Genomic DNA, 20,051 nt, shown 5'->3' with positions numbered 1-20,051 from the left:
TGATCATCGGCAAGGACCAGAAATCCCAGATCGGGACACTGGTCGAGCGCACCACCCGGTTCTGCCTGCTGCTGCACCTGACCGGACGCGACGCGGCCACCGTCCGCGACGCCATGATCGAGGCCATCATGACGCTACCGGTCACGCTGCGTCAGTCCGTCACCTGGGATCAAGGCCAGGAAATGGCTCGGCACAAGGAGATCACCGTCGCCACCGACGTGGACATCTACTTCTGCGACCCGCACAGCCCCTGGCAACGCGGCACCAACGAGAACACCAACGGCCTGCTGCGCCAGTACTTCCCCAAAGGCACCGACCTCTCAGTCCACAGCAAAGCCCACCTCGACTTCGTCGCCGCCGAACTCAACGACCGCCCCCGCGAGACACTCGGCTGGAAAACCCCGGCCGAAGCCCTCCACGAGCTACTGTTCCCACCAACACCACGTGTTGCGACGACCACGTGAATCCGCCCGTTTTCTGATCATCCCAACTGCTGCCAACCGTGCAGTTGGCAGCCAGGAGAGCGCGATCTTCATGATCGAAGCGCGGCTGCCTGCCGGCATCACTCTCACTGTCACATCCCAAGAGATAGCTGCGACACGCCACTAGCCTGTCCCGATGGGGACCACACTGAGCCAGGACGCCCTCAACCGGGCACTGATCGAACGCCAGATGTTGCGCGAGCGCGCCGACGGGAGCGCGCTCGCCACCATCGAGCACCTCTTCGGCATGCAGGCGCAGGAACCGAAGTCGCCGTACGTCGGCCTGTGGTCGCGGCTGCGGAACTTCCAGCCGCACGACCTCGAAGAGCTCCTCGTGGACCGGCAGGCCGTCCGCATCCTGCTCATGCGCGGCACGATCCACCTGGTCAGCGCGGACGACGCGCTCGGTCTGCGCCCTCACACCCAGCTCAAGCTCGACCGCGAGGTCATCAGCGGCCCGTTCGCGAAACGCCTGCAGGGCCTGGACTTCGACGAGGTCGCCGAGGCAGGTCGCAAGATCGTCGAGGACACCCCGATGGGCACCGCGGACGCGGGCAAGCTCCTCCAGCAACGCTGGCCCGACCGCGAGCACACGGTTCTCGGCAACGCCCTGCGCAACAAGCTCCCCCTCGTCCAGATCCCGCCGCGGGGCCTGTGGCACCGCAGCGGCCGCGCCATCTGCACGACGGTCGAGCACTGGCTCGACCGACCGCAGCAGGCGATGCCCAGGGAAGAGATCGTCCTGCGCTACCTCAAGGCGTTCGGCCCGTCGACCGTGATGGACGCTCAGCAGTGGTCAGGTCTCACCCGGCTCGGCGAGGTCTTCGAGAAGCTGAGGCCGGAGCTGGTGACCTTCCGCAGCGAGGCGGGCAAGGAGCTGTTCGACCTCCCCGACGCCCCACGTCCCGACCCGGAAACCCCGCTCCCAGCAAGGCTTCTGCCCGAGTTCGACAACATCCTGCTCGCCCACGCCGACCGCAGAAGGGTCATTGCGGACGACCGGCTCGGCGTGGTCGTCGGCGGCAAGCCCACCGTCCTCGTCGACGGCTACGTCGTCGCCACGTGGTCGATCACCAAGGAGCGCACCATCACCGTCGACTACCTCGACAAGCTGCCGAGGAGCAGGCAGAAGGCGGTCGCCGAGGAGTGCGACCACCTTCAGGACTGGATCGGCTAGGCCGCGAGCCGAGCCCGAGCGCGGCTGCCGATCAACGACGCCTCGATGCCGGACACGTCGTGCACGGAGGCCTCGTTCAGCACGACGGAGTCGGCCACGCCGGACTCGGTGATCCGGCAGTCCGCGCCGATCGACGTGTACGGCCCGACGATCGACTCCTCGACCAGCGTGCCGGGGCCGATGATCGCGGGTCCGACGACGCACGACCGCACCACGCGCGCACCTTCCTCGACGACGACCTCGCCGATCAGCCGCGACTCGGAGTCCACGATCCCCCGGATGTCCGTCCGCAGCCCCATCAGCAGCTCGCGGTTGCACTCGAGCACGCCCTCGACCGTGCCGGCGTCCTTCCAAAACCCGGAGTACATGTGCGCCCGCACGTCCCGTTCGTGCGTCACCAGCCACTGCAACGCATCGGTGATCTCGAACTTTCCGCGCCACGACGGCTCGATCGCATCGACGGCGGCGTGGATCGCGGGAGTGAAGAAGTAGACGCCGATCAACGCGAGATCGGTGCGCGGCTCCAACGGCTGCTCGATCAGCCGGGTCACGCGCGAGTTCTCGTCGACCTCGGCAACGCCGTAGCGCCGCGGGTCCTCCACCTTGTCCACGAGCACGTGCGCGGACGGCCGCAGCCGGGCGAACTCGTCGGCTATTTGCCCGATGCCCTCGGCCAGCACGGTGTCGCACAGATACAGCACGAAGTCGTCGTCACCGAGGAACGGCCGGGCGGTCCGCACGCAGTGCGCGAGACCGAGCGACGCGTCGTGGCGGAGATAGGTGATCGAGACGCCGAGATGCGACCCGTCGCCGAACACCTCGGCGACCTCGTCCTCAGCCATGACGCCGATCTCGGTGATCCCGATGTCCCGCAGGTTCCGCACGGCGTGTTCGAGCACCGGCTTGTTCGCGACGGGGACGAGTTCCGCCGGCAGCGGGCATCCGCGCAGTCGTGTTCCCGCGACTCCGGACAGCACAAGGGCTTTCATGGGTCCTCCACCGCGACAGCGGACAGTTCGGGTGACCACGAGCCTCCGTGGGCGCGCTGGACGGAAGCTGGAGAACCGCCCGACAACGAAAGAAGGGACCCCGATGTGGGGTCCCTTCTTTCGAGGTGAGAACCGGTTCTCAGGGCATCGGCGTGCCCGACGGCGGCGTCGGGACGTCACCGAGACGGCCACCCACCGAAGCCGGCATCTCCTGGGACGCGCGCGGCATCGGCGACATGGCCTGCGCCTCGTCCTGCATGCGGTTCAGCCAGCCCTCCCACCGCTGCTGCATCGGGCGGACCAGGCCGCCACCGACACCGATGACGATCACGCCGGCGACCGTGGCGAGCACGGCGATCAGCACCGGCATGGTCACCGAGATCGCGATGCCCAGCTGGTTGAGCGCCGCGATGACACCGAGCGCCATCACGAAGCCGTAGGTGATGTTGCCCATGATCCGGGTGTAGGAGCGCTGGCCCAGCGCGCCGGTCACGAGGCCCTTCAGCGCGGTGCCGATGGCCGACGCGACGATCACGAGCACCATTGCCACGACGATGCGCGGCAGGTACGCGATGACCTCGTTCAGCAGCGTGCTGACCGGGTTGGACGCACCGAAGACGCCGAACGCCAGCTGCAACGCGATGAGCAGCACGAAGTAGTAGACGATCGTGGCGATGAGGCCGGACGCGTCCATCGACGACTGGCGCATGGCGCCGTTCAGGCCCGACTTGTCGACGAGCTTCTCGAACCCGACGCGCTTGAGCAGGAACTGGACACCCCTGGCGAGGGCCTTGGCGATGAACCAGCCGATGACCAGAACGAGCAGGAAGCCGAGCAGCTTCGGCACGAACGTGGCCACCATCGCCCACGCCTGGCCCAGGCCCTCCGTGATTTGCGAGCCCACGGGCCCTCCTAGAACGAGGTTGCGGTGAGTGAAGATCCGACGAGTTGATCGTTTCGTGGATCACATCACCCAGCAACTTCGACACTGTGACACGAAAGGGTGGCTGACATGGATTTTTGTCTCAATACAGTCCAGAGTGGAGCTACCGGTGGGGACCGGGGAGAGGGAAGCGCCCGCCACGCTCCGTGGCGGGCGCTGTCCCATTTTTTGAAGCAATTTTCGTCTGGTTTCTATGGCTGTGAGCTCAAGCCTCGGCCATCGAGATAGCTTTGGATCCGGTCGGGCGACAACGCCGGTGCCGCACCGCCCTGACCATCCTTCGGCACGTCCGGCCGCGCGTCACCGGCGCACTCCGAGCTGCTGCCCGGCAGCGCCCCGTCGATCAGGTACCGGTTGATCTTCGCGTCGACGCAGGAGTTGCCACCGTTGTAGAGACCGTGTTTGCCCTCGTCGACGACGGTGATCAGGTTGTGGCCCAACCTGGCAGCCATCGCCGGGCCGCTCGCGTACTGGGTCTGCGTGTCGCCCTCGGACTGCACGACCACGCCGACCGGGTAGCCGTTGCGGCTGATCCGCACCGGCGGCTCCGGCGGGGTGAACGAGCGGAACGTGCAGGTCATCGGCGCGGCCCTGACGATGCCGAAGCCGTACGGGTAGCGCTCGCGGAAGATCCGCATGTCCTCGTAGTAGAGGTGCAGGTCGGTCGGCCAGTCCGACTCGCAGGTGACCGTGTCGAACACGCCGGACCGCAGCTCCTGCAGACCGGTCTTCGCGAGCACCTGCCCGGCCTTGGCACCATCGGTGTTCTCCGGCTTCTCCCCTGACCGCAGCTTGATCACGATCGACGCCAGGTCCGACCACAGTGGACGGTAGCGGGACCCCACACCCACCGCGCCGTCGAAGGAGGACCGGTCGTGCTCACCGATCGGCGCGTCGTGCAGCTTGGCGGCGACCTTCTCGACCTCGGCCAGCACCTCGTCCCGCGACTTGCCCAGTCCGAACTTCTCGTTGCGCTCCCCCACCCACGTCGCCCACATCTCGACGTCGTGGCGGTACGCCACGGCCTGCTGGCGGAACTGCTCGTGCCAGACCCACTCCGGGTGCACCGCCGAGTCGAGCACGCTGCGGTCGAGGCGGTTCGGGAACAGCGTCCCGTACACCGCGCCCAGGTACGTGCCGTACGAGTAGCCCAGGTAGTTGATCTTCGCCTCGCCCAGCACGGCACGGACGACGTCCATGTCGCGCGCGGTGTTCGCGGTGCTGATGAACTGCCGGATTCCGCCGGACGACTTCTGGCAGGTCTCCTCTGCCTCACGCGCCTCCGCCGCCCACTTGCCGAACTCGTCGTCCGCCGGCCGGGAGTCCGGTGCGGCGATCGCGGGCGTCGCACGGCAGGTCAGCGCCGTCGAACCGCCGACGCCGCGAGGGTCGATGCCGATCACGTCGTAGACCTGGACGAGATCGGACTTCGCCAGGAACATCGGCAGGCCGAGCCCCGAGCCACCAGGTCCACCCGGATTGGTGAACAGCACGCCGCGCCTGCGGTCGGGCGCCGTGGCCTTCTTGCGGCTGATGGTCAGGTTGATCCGGTCGCCTGCCGGTGCGGTGTAGTCGAGCGGCGCGACGAGCGTGGCGCACTCCAGCTCGCTGAGCTTTCCGCTGCACGCCGCCCACTTGACCGGCTGGGCGTTGTACTCCGCGAGCGGATCGGGAGGGTCGGCCGAGGCGGTCACGCCCGTGGCGGTGAGCGCGACCACGCCGAGGACGAAAGCCAGGAACCTACGCAAGACAAACCTCCGCGCCGTTCGAGAAGACCTCTGCTGCCCGAAGGTATGGCCGTTCAAACGGGTGCGAGGGTTCTGTCACCCGTCCCGGTGATGTCACTCGCAACGGCTTAAGCTGCGGGTATGACCAAGGCAGCCGAGGCGAAGGAGGAGCGTCCGCCCACCCTCTCCGCCCGCACGATGCGCAGGATCGAGCGCGCGTCCGGAACGCTGGCCACCGCCAGCGTGGCCGAGATGGAAGAGCGGTTGCCCTGGTTCGCCCGGATGCCCGCGGACCAGCGCGCGAGCGTGCTGCTGCTGATCCAGAACGGCGTGGCGGGCTTCGTCGAGTGGCTGCACGACCGGCAGCAGGCGATCCGCCTCACCGCGGACGCGTTCAGGTCGGCGCCGAAGGACATCTCCCGCTGGGTGAGCCTGCGCCAGACGGTCGAGCTGGTCCGGATAGCGCTGGAGCACTTCGAGGAGCAGATGCCGCAGATGGCGGCGGACGAGGCCGAGCGCGCGCTGCTGATGGAGGGCGTGCTGCGGTACGGGCGGGAGATCGCCTTCTCCGCCGCCACCTCCTACGCGGCGGCCGCCGAGGCGCGCGGCGCGTGGGACGCCCGGCTGGAAGCGCTGGTCGTGGACGGCATCGTGCGTGGCGACCCCGAGGAGTCACTGCTCAGCAGGGCGGCCGCGCTGGGCTGGGACCCGGCGCTGGAGGCGACGGTGCTGGTCGGCAACCCCGGCAGCGAGGACCCGCAGGGCATCAACTACCTGGTGCGCAGCAAGGCCACCCGTGCGGCACGACCAGTGCTGCTGTCGATCCAGGGCTCCCGGCTGGTGGTCGTCCTGGGCGGGCCGACGGAGACCGGTGAGGACGTGCTGGGCCGCATCGCCGAGGGCTTCGGCGAGGGGCCCGTGGTGGCCGGGCCGACGGTGGCGTCGCTCTCGGAGGCCCACCGCAGCGCCAGCGACGCGCTGAGCGGGCTGCGGGCGGTCGTGGGCTGGCCTGCCGCGCCCAGGCCGGTCCGCTCGCTCGACCTGCTGCCGGAACGGGCGCTCGCGGGCGATCCGGAGGCCGAGTGGCAGCTGGTCGACAGGGTTGCCCGGCCGTTGGAGGACGCCGGTGGCGCCCTGTTGGAGACCGTGGACGCGTTCCTCGAGGTCGGCGGCGTGCTGGAGACGTGCGCGAAAAGGCTGTTCGTGCACCCGAACACGGTCAGATATCGCCTTCGGCGCGTTCAGGAAATGACGGGAAGAAATGCGCACGACGCTCGGGACGCCCTTGTGCTTCGCGTCGCTTTGTCTGTAGGACGCCTTGCTCGGTCACGGGGGCTGTGGTAGCGAACGACCCTGTGACGGAGTTCGCACCCATCCGTTAGGGTGACGGCCAAACGACCCGTCAACGCGCTGAGCTGGGCATACGTCGCGGATGGTTCACCTGGCCGACACTTTTGTAGGGTCTCTACAAATACGATCGCCGTACTTCGTTCTTTGCGGCATGGGGTACCGGCGGGTTCACCAGCTTTAGTAATCGGCGTGATCGCACTCCTCGCGCCCGGACAAGGGTCCCAGACGCCCGGCATGCTCGCCCCCTGGCTCGAACTGGAGGGGAGCGAGAAGCAGGTGCGCGCCTGGTCTGAGATCACGGGCCTCGACCTGGTGCGGCTCGGCACCACCGCGGAGGCCGAGGAGATCGTCGACACCGCCATCACCCAGCCGCTGGTCGTGGCTCTCGCGCTGCTCGCGTTCGGTGAGCTGCGCCGCCGGGTCGAGCTGCCCGCCGGCGTGATCGTCGCGGGCCACTCGGTCGGCGAGCTGGCCGCCGCGTCGATCGCGGGTGTCATCAGCGCCGACGACGCGGTCGCCCTGGCCGCCGTGCGCGGTGCCGCGATGGCCGAGGCGTGCGCGCTCGAGCCGACCGGCATGGCCGCGGTGCTCGGCGGCGACGAGCAGGAGGTGCTCGCGCGCCTCGAGGAGCTCGGCCTCGTGCCCGCCAACCGCAACGGCGCCGGCCAGATCGTCGCGGCAGGTCCGCGTCCCGCCCTCGACGAGCTCGCGGAGAACCCGCCGGGCACGGCGAAGGTCCGCAAGCTGGCCGTCGCGGGCGCGTTCCACACGAAGTACATGGCGCCCGCAGAAGACGCTGTGCGCGCGCGTGCCGCCGAAGTCACCACGCACGACCCGTTGATGCCGTTGCTGTCCAACAAGGACGGTCAGGCCGTCACCGAGGGCACCGAGGTGCTGCGCCGCCTGGTCTCCCAGGTCACCAGCCCGGTGCGCTGGGACGTCTGCCAGGCGACGCTCGTCGAGAAGGGCGTGTCCGGCTCCGTCGAGCTGCCGCCCGCCGGCGCTCTCACGGGTCTCGCCAAGCGTGCGATGAAGGGCACCGCCACCCTCGCCCTGAAGACGCCCGACCAGCTCGAGAAGGTCGAAGAACTCCTCAACACTGTTGGAGCCACGCAGTAATGATTCCCTCTGGGACGACCTTCCAGGCCCCGCAAGCCTCTGCGGGTAGCCGCATCATCGGCCTCGGCAGCTACCAACCCGAGACGGTGGTGAGCAACCACGACCTCGCCGCTCGGATGGACACGTCCGACGAGTGGATCCGCGACCGCGTCGGCATCGTGAACCGCCGCTTCGCCGCCAAGGACGAGGGCGTCGTCGAGATGGCGGTCATCGCGGGCACGAAGGCGATCGACGACGCGGGCCTGACCCCGTCCGACATCGGCGCCGTCATCGTGGCGACGTGCACCATGCCGTCGACCATCCCGAACGCCGCCGCGCAGGTCGCCGACCGCATCGGCGTGAAGGCCGCTCCGGCGTTCGACCTCAACGCCGCGTGCGCCGGCTTCTGCTACGCGGTCGCGACCGGCGCGGACCTGGTCCGCGCGGGCACGGCCAAGCACGTGCTGGTGATCGGCGCGGAGAAGCTCACCGACTGGACCGACCAGGACGACCGCTCGACCGCGATCATCTTCGCGGACGGCGCGGGCGCCGTCGTCATCGGTGCGAGCGAGGAGAACCAGATCGGCCCCGTGGCGTGGGGCTCGGCGGGTGACCTCTCCGAGGCCATCACCATCGCCGACCGCGACTCCTTCATCCACCAGGAAGGCCAGTCGGTCTTCCGCTGGGCGACGACCCAGATCGCACCCGTGGCGATCCGCGCAGCCGAACTCGCGGGCGTCGCACTGTCCGATGTGGACGTGTTCGCCCCGCACCAGGCGAACTTGCGGATCATCGAGGCGATCGCCAAGCGCCTGCGCAACAATGGTGCGCGGGAGGACCTGAAGGTCGCCCGAGACATCGTCGAATCCGGTAACACCTCATCGGCCTCGATCCCCATGGCACTGGACCACATGCGGGCAGCGGGCGAGATCTCCAGCGGAGACGTGGTGCTGATGGTCGGTTTCGGCGCAGGTCTGTCCTACGCGGGACAGGTGGTCCGGTGCCCGTGAGTATTCCGAGTTTTTCCATCGTTTCAATCGAAAGGGAACTTCAGTGAGCGACAACGTCCTGTCCGGTCTTGCCGAGATCGTCGAAGAGGTCGCCGGTGTGGCCGCCGACGACGTCACCGCTGAGAAGTCCTTCGTGGACGACCTCGACATCGACTCGCTGTCGATGGTCGAGATCGCCGTCCAGGCGGAGGACAAGTTCGGCGTGAAGATCCCGGACGACGAGCTGGCGAACCTCAAGACCGTTGGTGACGCGGTGAACTACATCACCAGCAACAAGTGAGTTCGGACATCGACGTCGTCATCACCGGGCTGGGTGCCACCACCCCGCTCGGCGGTGACGTCACGTCCACCTGGGACGCACTGCTCGCGGGCCGCAGCGGGGTCCGCCCCCTCACCCACGACTGGGTGGAGAAGTACGAGCTGCCGGTGAAGATCGCCTCGCAGCTCGTGGTCGACCCCACCGAGGTGCTCCCCCGCGTCGAGGCAAGGCGCCTGGACCGCTCCGAGCAGGTCGCCATCGTGGCGTCCCGCCAGGCGTGGCAGGACGCCGGCCACAGCGACGACACCGTCGACCGCCAGCGCCTGGCCGTGATCATCGGCACGGGCATCGGCGGCGCGATCACCCTCCTGACCCAGGACGACCTCCTGGAACAGCAGGGCCTGCGCAAGGTGTCCCCGCTGACCGTCCCGATGCTGATGCCGAACGGCCCGGCAGCCCACGTGGGCCTGGAACTCAAGGCCCAGGCAGGCGTCCACGCCCCGGTTTCGGCGTGCGCCTCCGGCGCGGAAGCCATCGCGTGGGCCTACCGCATGATCAAGTCCGGCGAAGCCGACGTGGTCGTGGCAGGCGGCGCCGAAGCGTGCATCACGGCGATCCCGGTCGCGGGCTTCTCCCAAGCCCGCACCATGAGCACCCGCAACGACGAGCCCGAAAAGGCCTCGCGCCCGTTCGACACGGGCCGCGACGGCTTCGTCCTGGGCGAGGGCGCGGGCATCATGGTCCTGGAACGCCGCGAGTTCGCCGAGGCCCGCGGGGCCAAGATCTACGGCCGCCTGGCAGGCATCGGCACCTCCGCCGACGGCTACCACATCACGGCTCCGGACCCCGAGGGCGTCGGCCAGTCCCGTGCCATCGCCGCTTCCCTGCGGTCCGGCGGCATCGACCCGTCCGACGTGGGCCACGTGAACTGCCACGCCACCTCCACCCCGGTGGGCGACGTCGCGGAAACCGTGGCAATCCGCAAGGCGATCGGCGACCACCCGGTCCTCACCGCACCGAAGGGCGCCCTGGGCCACCTCCTGGGCGCAGCAGGCGCGGTAGAGGCCATCGTCACGGTCCTCTCGATCCGCGACGGCGTGGTTCCCCAAACGCTCAACCTGGAGAACCTCGACCCGGCGGTCTCCCTGGACGTGGTGGCAGGCGAGCCACGCAAGATCAAGCTGGACGCCGCAGTGAACGACTCGTTCGGCTTCGGCGGCCACAACGTGGCCCTGGCCTTCACCCCGGCCTAACTCGTTCCAGCACACCGCTTCGCCCCGGTCCGCCACAGCGGCCCGGGGCGAAGTGCTTTCCCCCAAGGCAAAACCCCCAGACCTTTCGCGAAGGCGGAGCCGAGCAGTCCCGGGCCGGTGGGGTGGGTCCCGTCACCAGTCGGGCCGCGCCCAAGGAGGGACGACCTGCGGACCCCACACGCAACGGCTCAGCACTTCTCCATCTGAGGAGTCCGGTTCTCCGGAGCCTCATCAACCTTGAGCTCCGCCCCCTCCCAGACCATCACGTAAACAACCCTCCACCGGATACACCCCTCCGGCAACGCAACCGGAGCCTTGGCAACGTCCTGTGTGGACACAAAGCTGATCAACACGCGCAACCGCCGCAAGACCACATCGGACTCAACCCGCTGCACGACCATCCCCCGATCAAGGGTGGTCTCGTAGTCCGCCAGCCAGTTCTTCTGCACAGTCTGCGAAAGCCGCCGAGCCGACACCACAGACCGCCACAACCCGAAGTCCCGCCGGTTGATCGAGTCGAAGTACTTCTGCAGCACAGCCTGAACGGCAGTCCGATCCGGATGGAAGAACGAGTCGGGACTCAACCGAACCTCGGTGGTCCCGGGCACCGCCGCCCCGGACACCGACGACGACGGCACAGCCGGCTCCCCTTTGGCCTCGGCGGGACGCGAGTAGACGGTCCGCCCCACCATCCCAGCCGCGACCGCGGCACCGGTGATCACGACAACGACCGGCACCAGCCAACGGCTAGCCAAACTCCCCACCCCAGCAGCCTAGCCGCGCCCGCGGATCCCCCCACACTCCCCACGCCAGCGCTCCCCACCGGGCTCACGCGCGCGTACCCACTCCCTCTGTACTCCACACAGCAGAGCCCCACTCACAAACACCCATCCGTTACATCAAAACATAAGACTTCACCCAAAGGATTACATTCCCCCCAGATGCAACTTGCATGTAGCAAGACAACGTTTGCTACATAAATCCAGCCCCCTCAATCTCCTCCTCCGAATGGGTACTTTCAGGTGAGCCAATACGTCCACTCGGCCGTACCAAACACGCATTAGAAGGCATTTATGGCTTCACTCGAACAGAGTACGGAACACGGCGCGTGCACAACGGTTGTACACCCCCAACTATACGTCGAGATCCACCTGGAATACCGCAGCTCACAGCGATGCGCAAAACCAGAACGATACAGGACCGTTTAGCAAAAGCCCAAGACGAGTGGACTAACTCGCCAATCAGTAAACCTCGCAGCCGGGTGAGGCGGGCCCAAACCTCATCACGAGCAGTCACATACGCGCCGGTAACCACCCCTCTTTCGGACACGAACGGCGGACCCATATGCCTCGAATGGCGGATTGGCCATAGGCTGCGAATTGTGCGGAAATATGCCGCGTAAACGAAATCGCAAAACCGTCGAGGAGGGAATTCGGTGGACCTCAGATACGAGGCGTTCTGCTTCGCGGATCGGCGATTCTACGATCTGCAGAGCAGCACCGAAAGCGGCCTCCCAGGCGACGACTTTTCGCGTGAGCTGCCCGAACTGCCGGCCGACTGGGTACAGGTCGACCGCAACGTGTGGCGGCACCTGCACCCGGTCGGAGCGCAGCTGCCGAAGCAGGGCTGGAAGATCCACGTCTCCGCTGGTCTCGACAACGCGAGCAGGGTTCTGAAGGCCACTTTCGACTACTGCGTCGAGCGGCGAATCCCGTTCAAGTACCTGCCCACGATCTCGGTCGTGCTCGCCCGCAACTCGAAGTACGCGCCCCGCGAGGGCAGCGGCAAGCTGATCACGATCTACCCCAAGAGCACCGAGCAGCTCGAACAGATCCTCTCCGAGCTCTCCAAGACGCTGCACGGTGAGCACGGCGCGTACATCCTGAGCGACCTGCGCTACGGCAAGGGCCCGCTCTACGTGCGCTACGGCGGGTTCTCCGAGCAGTGGCTCGAACAGGACGGCCAGCAGGTGCTCGCGATCGAGGGGCCGGACGGCACGCTCATCCCGGACAAGCGCAAGCCCGTGTTCAGCGTGCCGGAGTGGGTGGAGCTGCCGGAGTTCCTGGCGCCGCACCTCGCCGAGCGCAACGCGGGCGATCCGGAGCAGTTCCCTTACCGGATCAGGAGTTCACTGCACTTCTCCAACGGCGGCGGCGTCTACCTGGCGACGCGCAAGAGCGACGGCAAGGAGGTCGTGCTCAAGGAGGCGCGGCCGCACGCCGGCCTCGACCGCGAGGGCCGGGATGCCGTGGCACGGCTGGAGCGCGAGTACGAGATCCTCTCGAAACTGCGTGGCGTCAAGGGTGTTCCCGAGGTGTACGACCGGTTCGTGGAGTGGGAGCACCTGTTCGTCGCCATGGAGTTCATGCCAGGGCGTTCGCTCGGACAGTGGCTCGGGATGAACTACCCGCTGACGCACCGGGAACCGACGCCCGAGCAGCTCACGGAGTACAAGGACCGCGCGCTCGCTCTCGTAGCCAAGGTCGAGGACCTGATGAACAGGGTCCACGAGCGCGGCGTCGTGTTCGGCGACCTGCACACGCTCAACGTCCTGGTGGACGAGGACGACGAGGTCTCGCTGATCGACTTCGAGCTGTCGTCGACGATCGAGGACGTGCACCGGCCCACGCTCGGCGCACCGGGGTTCCAGGCTCCGCCGGACCGCGAGGGCTTCGAGATCGACGAGCACCCGCTCGCGGCGCTCAAGCTGTGGATCTTCCTGCCGCTCAACACGGTGCTGGAGCTCGCACCAGCGAAGCTCCCGCAGCACGTGCAGGTCATCAAGGAACGCTTCGGGCTCACCGACGAGTACGGCCAGTCGATCATCGACGTGCTCACGCCGCGCGTCGACCCGCCGAGCGGTCCGTCGTTCACCGAGTTCGACGATCAGGAGCCGGACTGGAGCGTCATCAGGAAGTCCATCGCGACGGCGATCCTGCACAGCGCGACGCCGGAGCGTTCGGACCGCCTGTTCCCCGGCGACATCGAGCAGTTCGAGGTCGGCGGCACGTGCTTCGCGTACGGCGCGGCGGGTGTGTTGCACGCGCTCGACGTCAGTGGCGAGGGCCGCTACCCCGAGCACGAGGACTGGCTGATCAGGACGGTCCGCAACGATCCGCCCAAGCAGCCCGGTTTCTTCGTCGGCGCGCACGGCATCGCGCACGTGCTGGAGAACTTCGGCCACCACGACGTCGCCACCGAGCTCGTCGAGGGCTACGCCGAACTCGTTCCCGCCACGAAGGACCACGGGCTGAGCGCCGGTCTCTCCGGCATCGGGCTCAACCTGCTGCACTTCGCGAACACCCGCCACGACGACAGCTTCGCGACCAAAGCGGAGGAGCTGGCGGACCGGCTCGCCGCGCAGCTGGCCGACGCGCCCGGACCGGGCGACAAGGCGAAGGCCGGCCTGCTGCACGGCTGGTCGGGACCCGCGTTGTTCTTCCTGCGGATGTTCGAGCACACCGCCGAACAGCGCTGGCTCGACCTGGCGGAACGGGCGCTGGAACGCGACCTGGCCGAGACGATGGTCGCGCTGGACGGGTCGCTTCAGGTGCGGGACGGCACGTTCAGGAGCCTGCCGTACGTCGGCATCGGCGGTGCGGGCATCGCGTTGGTGCTCACGGAGTTCGCCGCGGTCGCGCCGGACCGGCCGTGCGTCGGGAAGCTGCCGGAGCTGCTCAGCGGTTGCACCGGTGAGTTCGTCATCCAGCCGGCCTTCACATTGGGCCGGGCCGGACTGTTGGCCACGCTCGCCCACGCGACCCGGCACCGGCCGGACGAGCGGCTCGACCGTGCGGTGCGGCAACACCTGCGGGCGCTGGGCTGGCACGCCGTGCACTACGGCGACGGGCTCGCGTTCCCCGGTGTGCAGCTGCGCCGGCTGTCCATGGACCTCAACACCGGCGGTGCGGGCGTGCTGCTCGCGATCGCCTCCACAGTGGACGGACGTCCACCGCTCCCCTTCCTCGGAAGGGCACAGACCCCGGTCCACCAGGGCCGGTAGCAGTAACCCCGAAAGATCCCTCGAGAAGGAGATTGTCATGGGTTTCATCCTTGACATGCAGGACCTGGAGACCCCCGAGGCTCCGAGCAACGCGATGGCGTCGGGCCACGGCGGTGGTGGCGGCGGCGGCTCCACGACGGCGTCGAACGCCTCGCTGCTCCTGCCCTGCTCGCACAGCACCGTCAGCCTGCTGGCCTGCTGAGCTGCTCCACAACTGATTCACCGCGGTAGATGAGCGGCATAGGCGAAGTATGCCGCTCACCCACCTCTGCAGGGCCCGGCAGCCGGCCAGCTGTCGGGCCCTCGCTCATGATGCGCCCTCATGACTTCCGGAGGAACGGCCGATGGCAAAACCGGGTGACGCCCTGCTGTTCTCCGTGGTCCGCGGAGACCACCGGCCGTGGCTGCTGCTGCTCAACGCGGCGGTCGCCACCACCGGCGGCCTGCTGCTCCCCTCAGCGCTGGCCCGCGCCGTCGACATGGCGCTGGGCGGCACGTTCGTACTGGTCACCGTGCTGTGGCTGCTCCTGCTGGCGGGCACCGAGATCATCGGCGACGCGATCGGCATCGTGCTCGCCGCCACCATCACCTCCCGTGCCACCGCGTGGTTGCGGCGCAGGCTCGCCCAGCACCTGCTCGCGGTCGGGCACCCGTCGCCGTTCGCGGCCGGTGACGCGGTGAGCAGGATGACCGGCGACTGCGGCAACGCGGGCGGGGTCGCGGTCACGCTGATCACGTTGCTCGTCACCGCGGTGTCCTCGGCCGGCGCCGTCGTGGCGCTGGCGTTGCTGGACTGGCGGCTCGCGGCGGTGTTCGCGGTGAGCGTGCCGCTGGCGATGCTGCTGGTGCGCACCCACATGCAGCTGACCGCCGACGACGTGCTGACGTACCAGGAAGTGTCCGGTGAGGTCTCGGCCCGGCTGCTCGACTCGGTGTCGGGCCTGCGCACGATCGCCGCCGCGGGCATCGCCGACCGCGAGACCGGACGCGTGCTCCAGCCGCTGCCCCGCCTCGCCGCGGCCGGTGCGGGCATGTGGCGCACCCAGGCGAAGATGATGTGGCGGGCCGGTCTTCTGCTGCCCGCAGTCGAGGTGGCCGTGCTGACCGCCGCGGGATTCGGTGTGCTGGAAGGCAGGCTGAGCCCCGGCGACGTGCTCGCCGCGCTCGGCTACGCGGCCCTCGGCATGGGCGTGGTCGGGCAGATCCCGCAGCTGACCGCGCTGGAACGCACCCGTGCCTCCGCCACCCGCATCGCCGAGGTCCTCGACACCCCGCCTCCCGCCCGGCCCCCGGTCGTCCGCGGTTCCGGGATCGCGCTGAGGAACGTCAGCGTCGACGGCGCTCTGCACGACGTGAGCATCACGATCCCCGAGGGCGCGTTCGCCGCGATCGTCGGCAGCTCCGGGGCGGGCAAGTCGACGCTGGCCGCCGTGCTCGGCGGACTGTCCACAGTGGACTCCGGCACGGTGGTGCGGGACGGCGAGGTCGGCTACGCCTTCGAACGCCCGGCGCTGCTCGGCGCGACGATCGGCCGGTCGATCGGCTACGGAACCGACGCGGACGAGAGCCAGGTGCGGGACGCGGCTGTCGCAGCCCAGGTCCACGACGTGCTGATTCGCCTGCCGCAGGGCTACGAAACACCTCTGGCCGACGCCCCGCTGTCCGGCGGTGAAGCGCAACGGATCGGCCTGGCACGCGCGATCGTCCGCGACCCCGAGGTGCTCGTGCTCGACGACGCCACCGCCAGCCTGGACACCGTGACCGAGGCCAAAGTGGACGCGGCACTCACCACGGCCCTGCCAGGCAGGACACGGGTCGTCGTGACACATCGCCCGGCCACCGCAGCACGGGCGGATCTGGTGGTGTGGCTGGAAGACGGCCGAGTACGAGGCACCGGCACCCACCAGCGGCTGTGGGACGACGAGGACTACCGCGCCGTGTTCACCGGAGGTGAGTGATGCGTTTCTACCTCTCCACTCTGGCCGGGCACCGCCGCGGTGTCCTGATCCTGCTCGGCTGGTCCGCGCTCGAAGGCGTCCCCGCGTTCTTCGGCGGCAAGCTCGTCGGCACCGCCGTCGACAGGGGCTTCGCCGCGGGTGATCCGCTGGCCGGCGTCCTCTGGCTGCTCGCCTTCGCGGCACTCGCCGTCGCCGGCGCGCTCGGCCAGCGCCAGGTTTTCGCACGACTCGGCGATGTCGTCGAACCCATGCGCGACGCCCTCGTCACGCGGGTCGTCAAGGGTGTCCTGAACGACCCGGCGCACCGCCGCACGCCGGACGCCAGCGCGGTCGCGATGATCACCCGGCACGTCGAGGTCGTCCGCGACGCGACCGCAGGCGTTCTCGTCCAGGCACGTGCGCTCCTGGTCACGACGGTGGCCGCACTCGTCGGACTCGCGACCACGGCCGCCTCGTTGTTCTGGCTGGTCGTCGTGCCGATCGTGGCCGCGTTGCTGCTCTTCGGACTCATGCTGCCCTCGTTGGCCAAGCGGCAACGCGACACCGTGATGGCCGACGAACGCACCGCCGAAGCATCGGGCGCGGTGCTCACCGGCCTCCGCGACGTCGCCGCCTGCTCCGCGTCGGACGAGGCCTACGACGACATCTGCACGCAGATCAACCGGCAGGCCAGGGCCACGATCAACGTCGCGTGGGCGAACTCGTTGCGGGCCACGGTGATCGCGCTCGGCGGCTTCGCCCCGATCGTGCTGCTGGTGGCGTGCGCTCCCCCGCTCGTCGCCTCGGGCCGGCTGACGACCGGTGCGGTGCTGGCCGCCGTCGTCTACCTGACGAACAGCGTGAACCCGGCGCTGCACGGCCTCGCCCGCACCACCAGCACCGTCGTGATGCGGCTGATGGTCGCCCTCACACGACTTCAGGAAGCCGCACCGCCGGCAGACAAGGAAGACGGCGAGGAAATCCCGTCCAACGGCGAGTTCGTGCTGCGCGACGTCACGTTCGGCTGGAGCCCGGACGCGGAACCGGTGCTGCGCGACGTCTCGCTCACCCTGCGCCCCGGCGACCACCTGGCCGTGGTGGGCCCGTCCGGCATCGGCAAGTCCACAATGGCCAGTCTGCTGACCGGCCTGATGCCGCCCGACAACGGCCGCGTCCTGTTCGGCGGCGCACCCGTCGACCGGGTGCTTCCCGAGGTGCGGCACCACGCGATCGCCCTGATTCCGCAGGAGACGTACCTGTTCACCGGTACCGTGCGGGAAAATCTCGCACTGCTCGCGCCGTGGGCGACCGACGAGGATCTGCTCCACTCGGTGGAACAGGTTGGCGCCAAACAACTTCTGGATCGGCTCGGCGGGCTGGACGCCGCACTCGGCCATGCGGGCGAAGGACTTTCCGCCGGTGAGGCGCAACTCCTGGCACTCGCGCGGGTGTACGTCACGTCCGCGAGCGTCGTGATCCTCGACGAGGCGACCTCACACCTGGACCCGGCCGCGGAAGCCCGAGTCGAACGGGCTTTCGCCAGAAGGGACGGAATTCTCGTGGTGATCGCGCACCGGCTGAGCTCCGCGCTGCGGGCGAACCGCGTGCTGGTCATGGATGGCGGCAGGCCGTTGCTCGGCACCCACGAGCACCTGCTGAAGACGTCGCCGCTCTACGGGCAGCTCATGCTGGCCTGGGATCCCACCCACCACGAGGAAACCCCGCTGCCCAAACGGTAGCGGGGTCCACTCTGGACTATCCGACGCGATGCAGCCAGGTCACGGGCGCACCGTCGCCCGCACGGCGGAACGGTTCCAGCGCGTCGTCCCACGCCGCGCCGAGTAGTTCGTCCACGCCGTGGGCGAACGACTCGCCGCCGCGCGACCGTGTGGCCAGTGCGCGCAACTGATCCTCGTTGACCACGATGTCACCGTTGGCTGAGGTTCTGGCGTGCCACAGTCCCAGCACAGGTGCGAAACAAAAGCGTTCGCCGTCCTGACCTGGAGATGGCTCCTCCGTCACCTCGAACCGGAGCATTGGCCACGCGCGCAGCGCAGCCACGAGTTTCGCGCCGGTGCCGGCCTCCGCCGTCCATGCGCATTCAGCGCGCAACTGGCCTGGTGCCGCGGGTTGCGCTGCCCACCTGAGGTCCACTCGTTCACCGAGGGTGCCCGAGATCGCCCACTCGACGTGCGGACAGACCGCAGACGGCGACGAGTGGACGTAGACCACGCCACTGGTGCTGCCACGGGTGCTCACTGCTGACCTCCGCTACTCGACGAGGGACGTCTTCCCCTACGCCTTTGCCGAGTGAGGTGATCACCGTGAAACCCGTTCGCTGCATTCTGCCTTGTCTTGAGGTGTGTCCGCCATAAGAACCAGCTCGATCATCACCCGACCGGGGCAGATACAGGTCTTAAGTCCTGTCCTCCCCGGCCGAGTGATGCGTGATCGTGATCTACAAAGCGTTTACCGCGGCGACCACGTCCACCAGACCCGTTCCCTTGTCGAACGACGAGGTGTAGGGGCCGACGGGCGTGTAGCCGTTGCCGTACTTGTGGGCCGTCGACTTCAGCGCCCGCTCGATGTCGGCGGGCGTCGCGGAAGGCTTGGCCTGGAACAGCTGCGCGACGATGCCGGCGATCTGCGGAGCCGCCATCGACGTGCCGCTGATCGTGTTGTACGTGCCGATGTCGAGCAGCCCCGGGCCGTTCTGCGGCTGCAGACCGGTCGAGCAGATCGGCAGGTAGATGCGGCAGGCGGAGACGATGTTCTCGCCGGGAGCCGAGATGTCCGGCCACGTCGAGGGATCGGTCTTCAGGCCGCGCGACGAGAAGTCCGACAGCGCGCCGTCACGGGTGCCCGTGCCCTGGTCGTTGTAGGACGCCGCGGAGATCACGCCGGGCGTCGGGTCCTGGCCGGGCGGGTTGGACAGGTTCTTCGTGCCGTCGCCGCCGTCGTTGCCGTTCGCCCACACCACGACAACGCCCTCGGCGACGAGCTGCCGCTGCAGCTTGACCGTCACCGACGCAGGGTCGAACGCACCGCCGCCAGACGGACCATAGGAGTTGTTGATCACCTTGATCGGCGGGCACGTCGCGGCGGGCACGCCGGCACCGCACGGGGCGTTGTGGTTCTCCAGCACCCAGTTCAGCGCGGCGTCCGCGCCGAGGATGAGGATCGCCGCGCCCGTCGAGATGACGACGCCCTTCGCACCCGGCGCGGAACCGCCGACCTGCGTGCCGTCGGAGAGCTGGTACGGCGTGCCGATCGCGATGCCGGTGACGTGCGTGCCATGACCACCCAGCGACGTCGTGTCGGTGTCGACGAGGTTCGGCACCGGGACGATGCAGCTGGTGTCCGTGGACCCGTCGGCAGCGCAGAGGCTCTTCAGACTGCGGACGATCTTGCCGCCGGCGAACGCCGGGTGCGTCGGGTCCACCCCGGAGTCGATCACCGCGACCGAGACGCCCGCGCCGGTCAGCCCGGACGACTGCTGAGCCTCGCGGCTGCGCGTCGCGACGGTGCCGGAGGAGCCCAGGAACTTGGCGGGCTTGGTCACCTCCACGCGCGCGACGCCCGGCTTGGCGCGTGCCGAGGAGATCTGCGTCGAGGTGCCGCGAGCGGCGACCACGCCGATCTTGCGGAAGCTCGCGAGCTTCTGCAGACCGGCCGCCTCCACCGCCTGTTCGGCGGAGGTGAGATCAGTGCCGTGGACGTAGACCGTCGAGGACGTCTGGGCGGCCCCGACAGGGGTAGAGGCAGCCACGAGCACTACGGCGAGGAGTGCGGCGCGTTTGAACATGGACCCTCCGTGAACATA

At 68.5% G+C, this 20,051-nt stretch carries 17 protein-coding genes; 11 read left to right on the top strand and 6 right to left on the bottom strand.

Going from position 1 to position 20,051, the window contains the following annotated elements; genetic code table 11:
• Both JOD27_RS38905 and JOD27_RS38900 read left to right on the top strand, forming a co-directional pair.
• A partial coding sequence (locus JOD27_RS38905) for an IS30 family transposase (protein ID WP_204767363.1) occupies nt 1-464 on the top strand: 464 nt, incomplete at its 5' end.
• Nucleotides 465-618: 154 nt separating this feature from the next.
• On the top strand, nt 619-1,659 hold the full coding sequence (locus JOD27_RS38900) for a winged helix DNA-binding domain-containing protein (protein ID WP_204767362.1): 1,041 nt from the start codon (nt 619-621) through the stop codon (nt 1,657-1,659).
• Here JOD27_RS38900 and JOD27_RS38895 read toward each other — a convergent pair.
• The 3 genes from JOD27_RS38895 to JOD27_RS38885 form a co-directional block, all read right to left on the bottom strand.
• Nucleotides 1,656-2,648 (bottom strand): glucose-1-phosphate thymidylyltransferase, encoded by a 993-nt coding sequence (locus JOD27_RS38895; RefSeq protein WP_204767361.1) that lies wholly within the window; start codon nt 2,646-2,648, stop codon nt 1,656-1,658. The two genes, JOD27_RS38900 and JOD27_RS38895, sit on opposite strands and share 4 nt — an antisense overlap.
• Before the next feature lie 139 nt (nt 2,649-2,787).
• Nucleotides 2,788-3,552 (bottom strand): mechanosensitive ion channel family protein, encoded by a 765-nt coding sequence (locus tag JOD27_RS38890; RefSeq protein WP_204767360.1) that lies wholly within the window; start codon nt 3,550-3,552, stop codon nt 2,788-2,790.
• A 230-nt stretch (nt 3,553-3,782) separates the two neighbouring features.
• The gene (locus tag JOD27_RS38885) at nt 3,783-5,339 is read right to left on the bottom strand and encodes an alpha/beta hydrolase (protein ID WP_239570930.1); all 1,557 of its coding nucleotides are present in this window, start codon (nt 5,337-5,339) and stop codon (nt 3,783-3,785) included.
• Between the two features lie 120 nt (nt 5,340-5,459).
• Between JOD27_RS38885 and JOD27_RS38880 the strand changes: the two genes are divergently transcribed.
• The 5 genes from JOD27_RS38880 to fabF all read left to right on the top strand — a co-directional run bounded on the left by JOD27_RS38880 (nt 5,460) and on the right by fabF (nt 10,288).
• Nucleotides 5,460-6,662 (top strand): PucR family transcriptional regulator, encoded by a 1,203-nt coding sequence (locus tag JOD27_RS38880; protein ID WP_204767358.1) that lies wholly within the window; start codon nt 5,460-5,462, stop codon nt 6,660-6,662.
• Nucleotides 6,663-6,857: 195 nt separating this feature from the next.
• Nucleotides 6,858-7,787, top strand: coding sequence for an ACP S-malonyltransferase (locus JOD27_RS38875; RefSeq protein WP_204767357.1), 930 nt, complete (start codon nt 6,858-6,860; stop codon nt 7,785-7,787).
• Complete coding sequence (locus JOD27_RS38870; RefSeq protein WP_204767356.1) at nt 7,787-8,776, top strand: beta-ketoacyl-ACP synthase III; 990 nt, start codon at nt 7,787-7,789, stop codon at nt 8,774-8,776. The genes JOD27_RS38875 and JOD27_RS38870 overlap by 1 nt, the downstream gene beginning before the upstream one ends.
• A 43-nt stretch (nt 8,777-8,819) precedes the next feature.
• Nucleotides 8,820-9,056 carry an acyl carrier protein gene (locus tag JOD27_RS38865; RefSeq protein ID WP_030465146.1) on the top strand — a complete coding sequence of 79 codons (237 nt, stop codon included), beginning with the start codon at nt 8,820-8,822 and terminating at the stop codon, nt 9,054-9,056.
• A complete protein-coding gene (gene fabF, locus JOD27_RS38860; protein WP_204767355.1) occupies nt 9,053-10,288 on the top strand; it encodes a beta-ketoacyl-ACP synthase II in 1,236 nt (411 codons plus the stop codon). The genes JOD27_RS38865 and fabF overlap by 4 nt, the downstream gene beginning before the upstream one ends.
• Before the next feature lie 188 nt (nt 10,289-10,476).
• On the opposite strand, the gene JOD27_RS38855 is transcribed toward fabF, so the two are convergent.
• Complete coding sequence (locus JOD27_RS38855; protein WP_204767354.1) at nt 10,477-11,025, bottom strand: hypothetical protein; 549 nt, start codon at nt 11,023-11,025, stop codon at nt 10,477-10,479.
• Between the two features lie 698 nt (nt 11,026-11,723).
• On the opposite strand from JOD27_RS38855, the gene lanKC reads away from it, so the two are divergent.
• From lanKC to JOD27_RS38835, 4 genes are all read left to right on the top strand, one after another.
• Nucleotides 11,724-14,291 (top strand): class III lanthionine synthetase LanKC, encoded by a 2,568-nt coding sequence (gene lanKC / locus JOD27_RS38850; protein WP_204767353.1) that lies wholly within the window; start codon nt 11,724-11,726, stop codon nt 14,289-14,291.
• A gap of 37 nt (nt 14,292-14,328) precedes the next feature.
• Entirely contained in the window at nt 14,329-14,493 is a 165-nt protein-coding gene (locus JOD27_RS38845) for a SapB/AmfS family lanthipeptide (protein WP_090058697.1), read from the top strand.
• Nucleotides 14,494-14,635: 142 nt separating this feature from the next.
• Entirely contained in the window at nt 14,636-16,249 is a 1,614-nt protein-coding gene (locus JOD27_RS38840; RefSeq protein WP_204767352.1) for an ABC transporter ATP-binding protein, read from the top strand.
• Complete coding sequence (locus JOD27_RS38835; RefSeq protein ID WP_204767351.1) at nt 16,249-17,967, top strand: ABC transporter ATP-binding protein; 1,719 nt, start codon at nt 16,249-16,251, stop codon at nt 17,965-17,967. Before JOD27_RS38840 ends, JOD27_RS38835 begins: the two co-directional genes overlap by 1 nt.
• A gap of 16 nt (nt 17,968-17,983) precedes the next feature.
• Here the strand turns inward: JOD27_RS38835 and JOD27_RS38830 are convergent, their stop codons facing one another.
• Together JOD27_RS38830 and JOD27_RS38825 are read right to left on the bottom strand one after the other, a co-directional pair.
• Nucleotides 17,984-18,487 carry a DUF3145 domain-containing protein gene (locus tag JOD27_RS38830; protein WP_204767350.1) on the bottom strand — a complete coding sequence of 168 codons (504 nt, stop codon included), beginning with the start codon at nt 18,485-18,487 and terminating at the stop codon, nt 17,984-17,986.
• 199 nt (nt 18,488-18,686) lie between these two features.
• Nucleotides 18,687-20,033 carry a S8 family serine peptidase gene (locus tag JOD27_RS38825; RefSeq protein ID WP_204767349.1) on the bottom strand — a complete coding sequence of 449 codons (1,347 nt, stop codon included), beginning with the start codon at nt 20,031-20,033 and terminating at the stop codon, nt 18,687-18,689.
• Nucleotides 20,034-20,051: the final 18 nt, after the last annotated feature.

The organism is Lentzea nigeriaca (assembly GCF_016907955.1).
Lineage (GTDB): Bacteria > Actinomycetota > Actinomycetes > Mycobacteriales > Pseudonocardiaceae > Lentzea > Lentzea nigeriaca.
The sequence above is the reverse complement of the archived record's forward strand: the minus strand, read 5'-3'. Positions and strand labels throughout refer to the sequence as shown.

Coding starts and splice junctions, on each gene's coding strand:
- JOD27_RS38845 (WP_090058697.1), top strand. CDS start 14,329: ATGGGTTTCATCCTTGACATGCAGGACCTGGAGACCCCCGAGGCTCCG.
- JOD27_RS38840 (WP_204767352.1), top strand. CDS start 14,636: ATGGCAAAACCGGGTGACGCCCTGCTGTTCTCCGTGGTCCGCGGAGAC.
- JOD27_RS38900 (WP_204767362.1), top strand. CDS start 619: ATGGGGACCACACTGAGCCAGGACGCCCTCAACCGGGCACTGATCGAA.
- JOD27_RS38880 (WP_204767358.1), top strand. CDS start 5,460: ATGACCAAGGCAGCCGAGGCGAAGGAGGAGCGTCCGCCCACCCTCTCC.
- JOD27_RS38895 (WP_204767361.1), bottom strand. CDS start 2,648: ATGAAAGCCCTTGTGCTGTCCGGAGTCGCGGGAACACGACTGCGCGGA.
- JOD27_RS38825 (WP_204767349.1), bottom strand. CDS start 20,033: ATGTTCAAACGCGCCGCACTCCTCGCCGTAGTGCTCGTGGCTGCCTCT.
- JOD27_RS38835 (WP_204767351.1), top strand. CDS start 16,249: ATGCGTTTCTACCTCTCCACTCTGGCCGGGCACCGCCGCGGTGTCCTG.
- JOD27_RS38870 (WP_204767356.1), top strand. CDS start 7,787: ATGATTCCCTCTGGGACGACCTTCCAGGCCCCGCAAGCCTCTGCGGGT.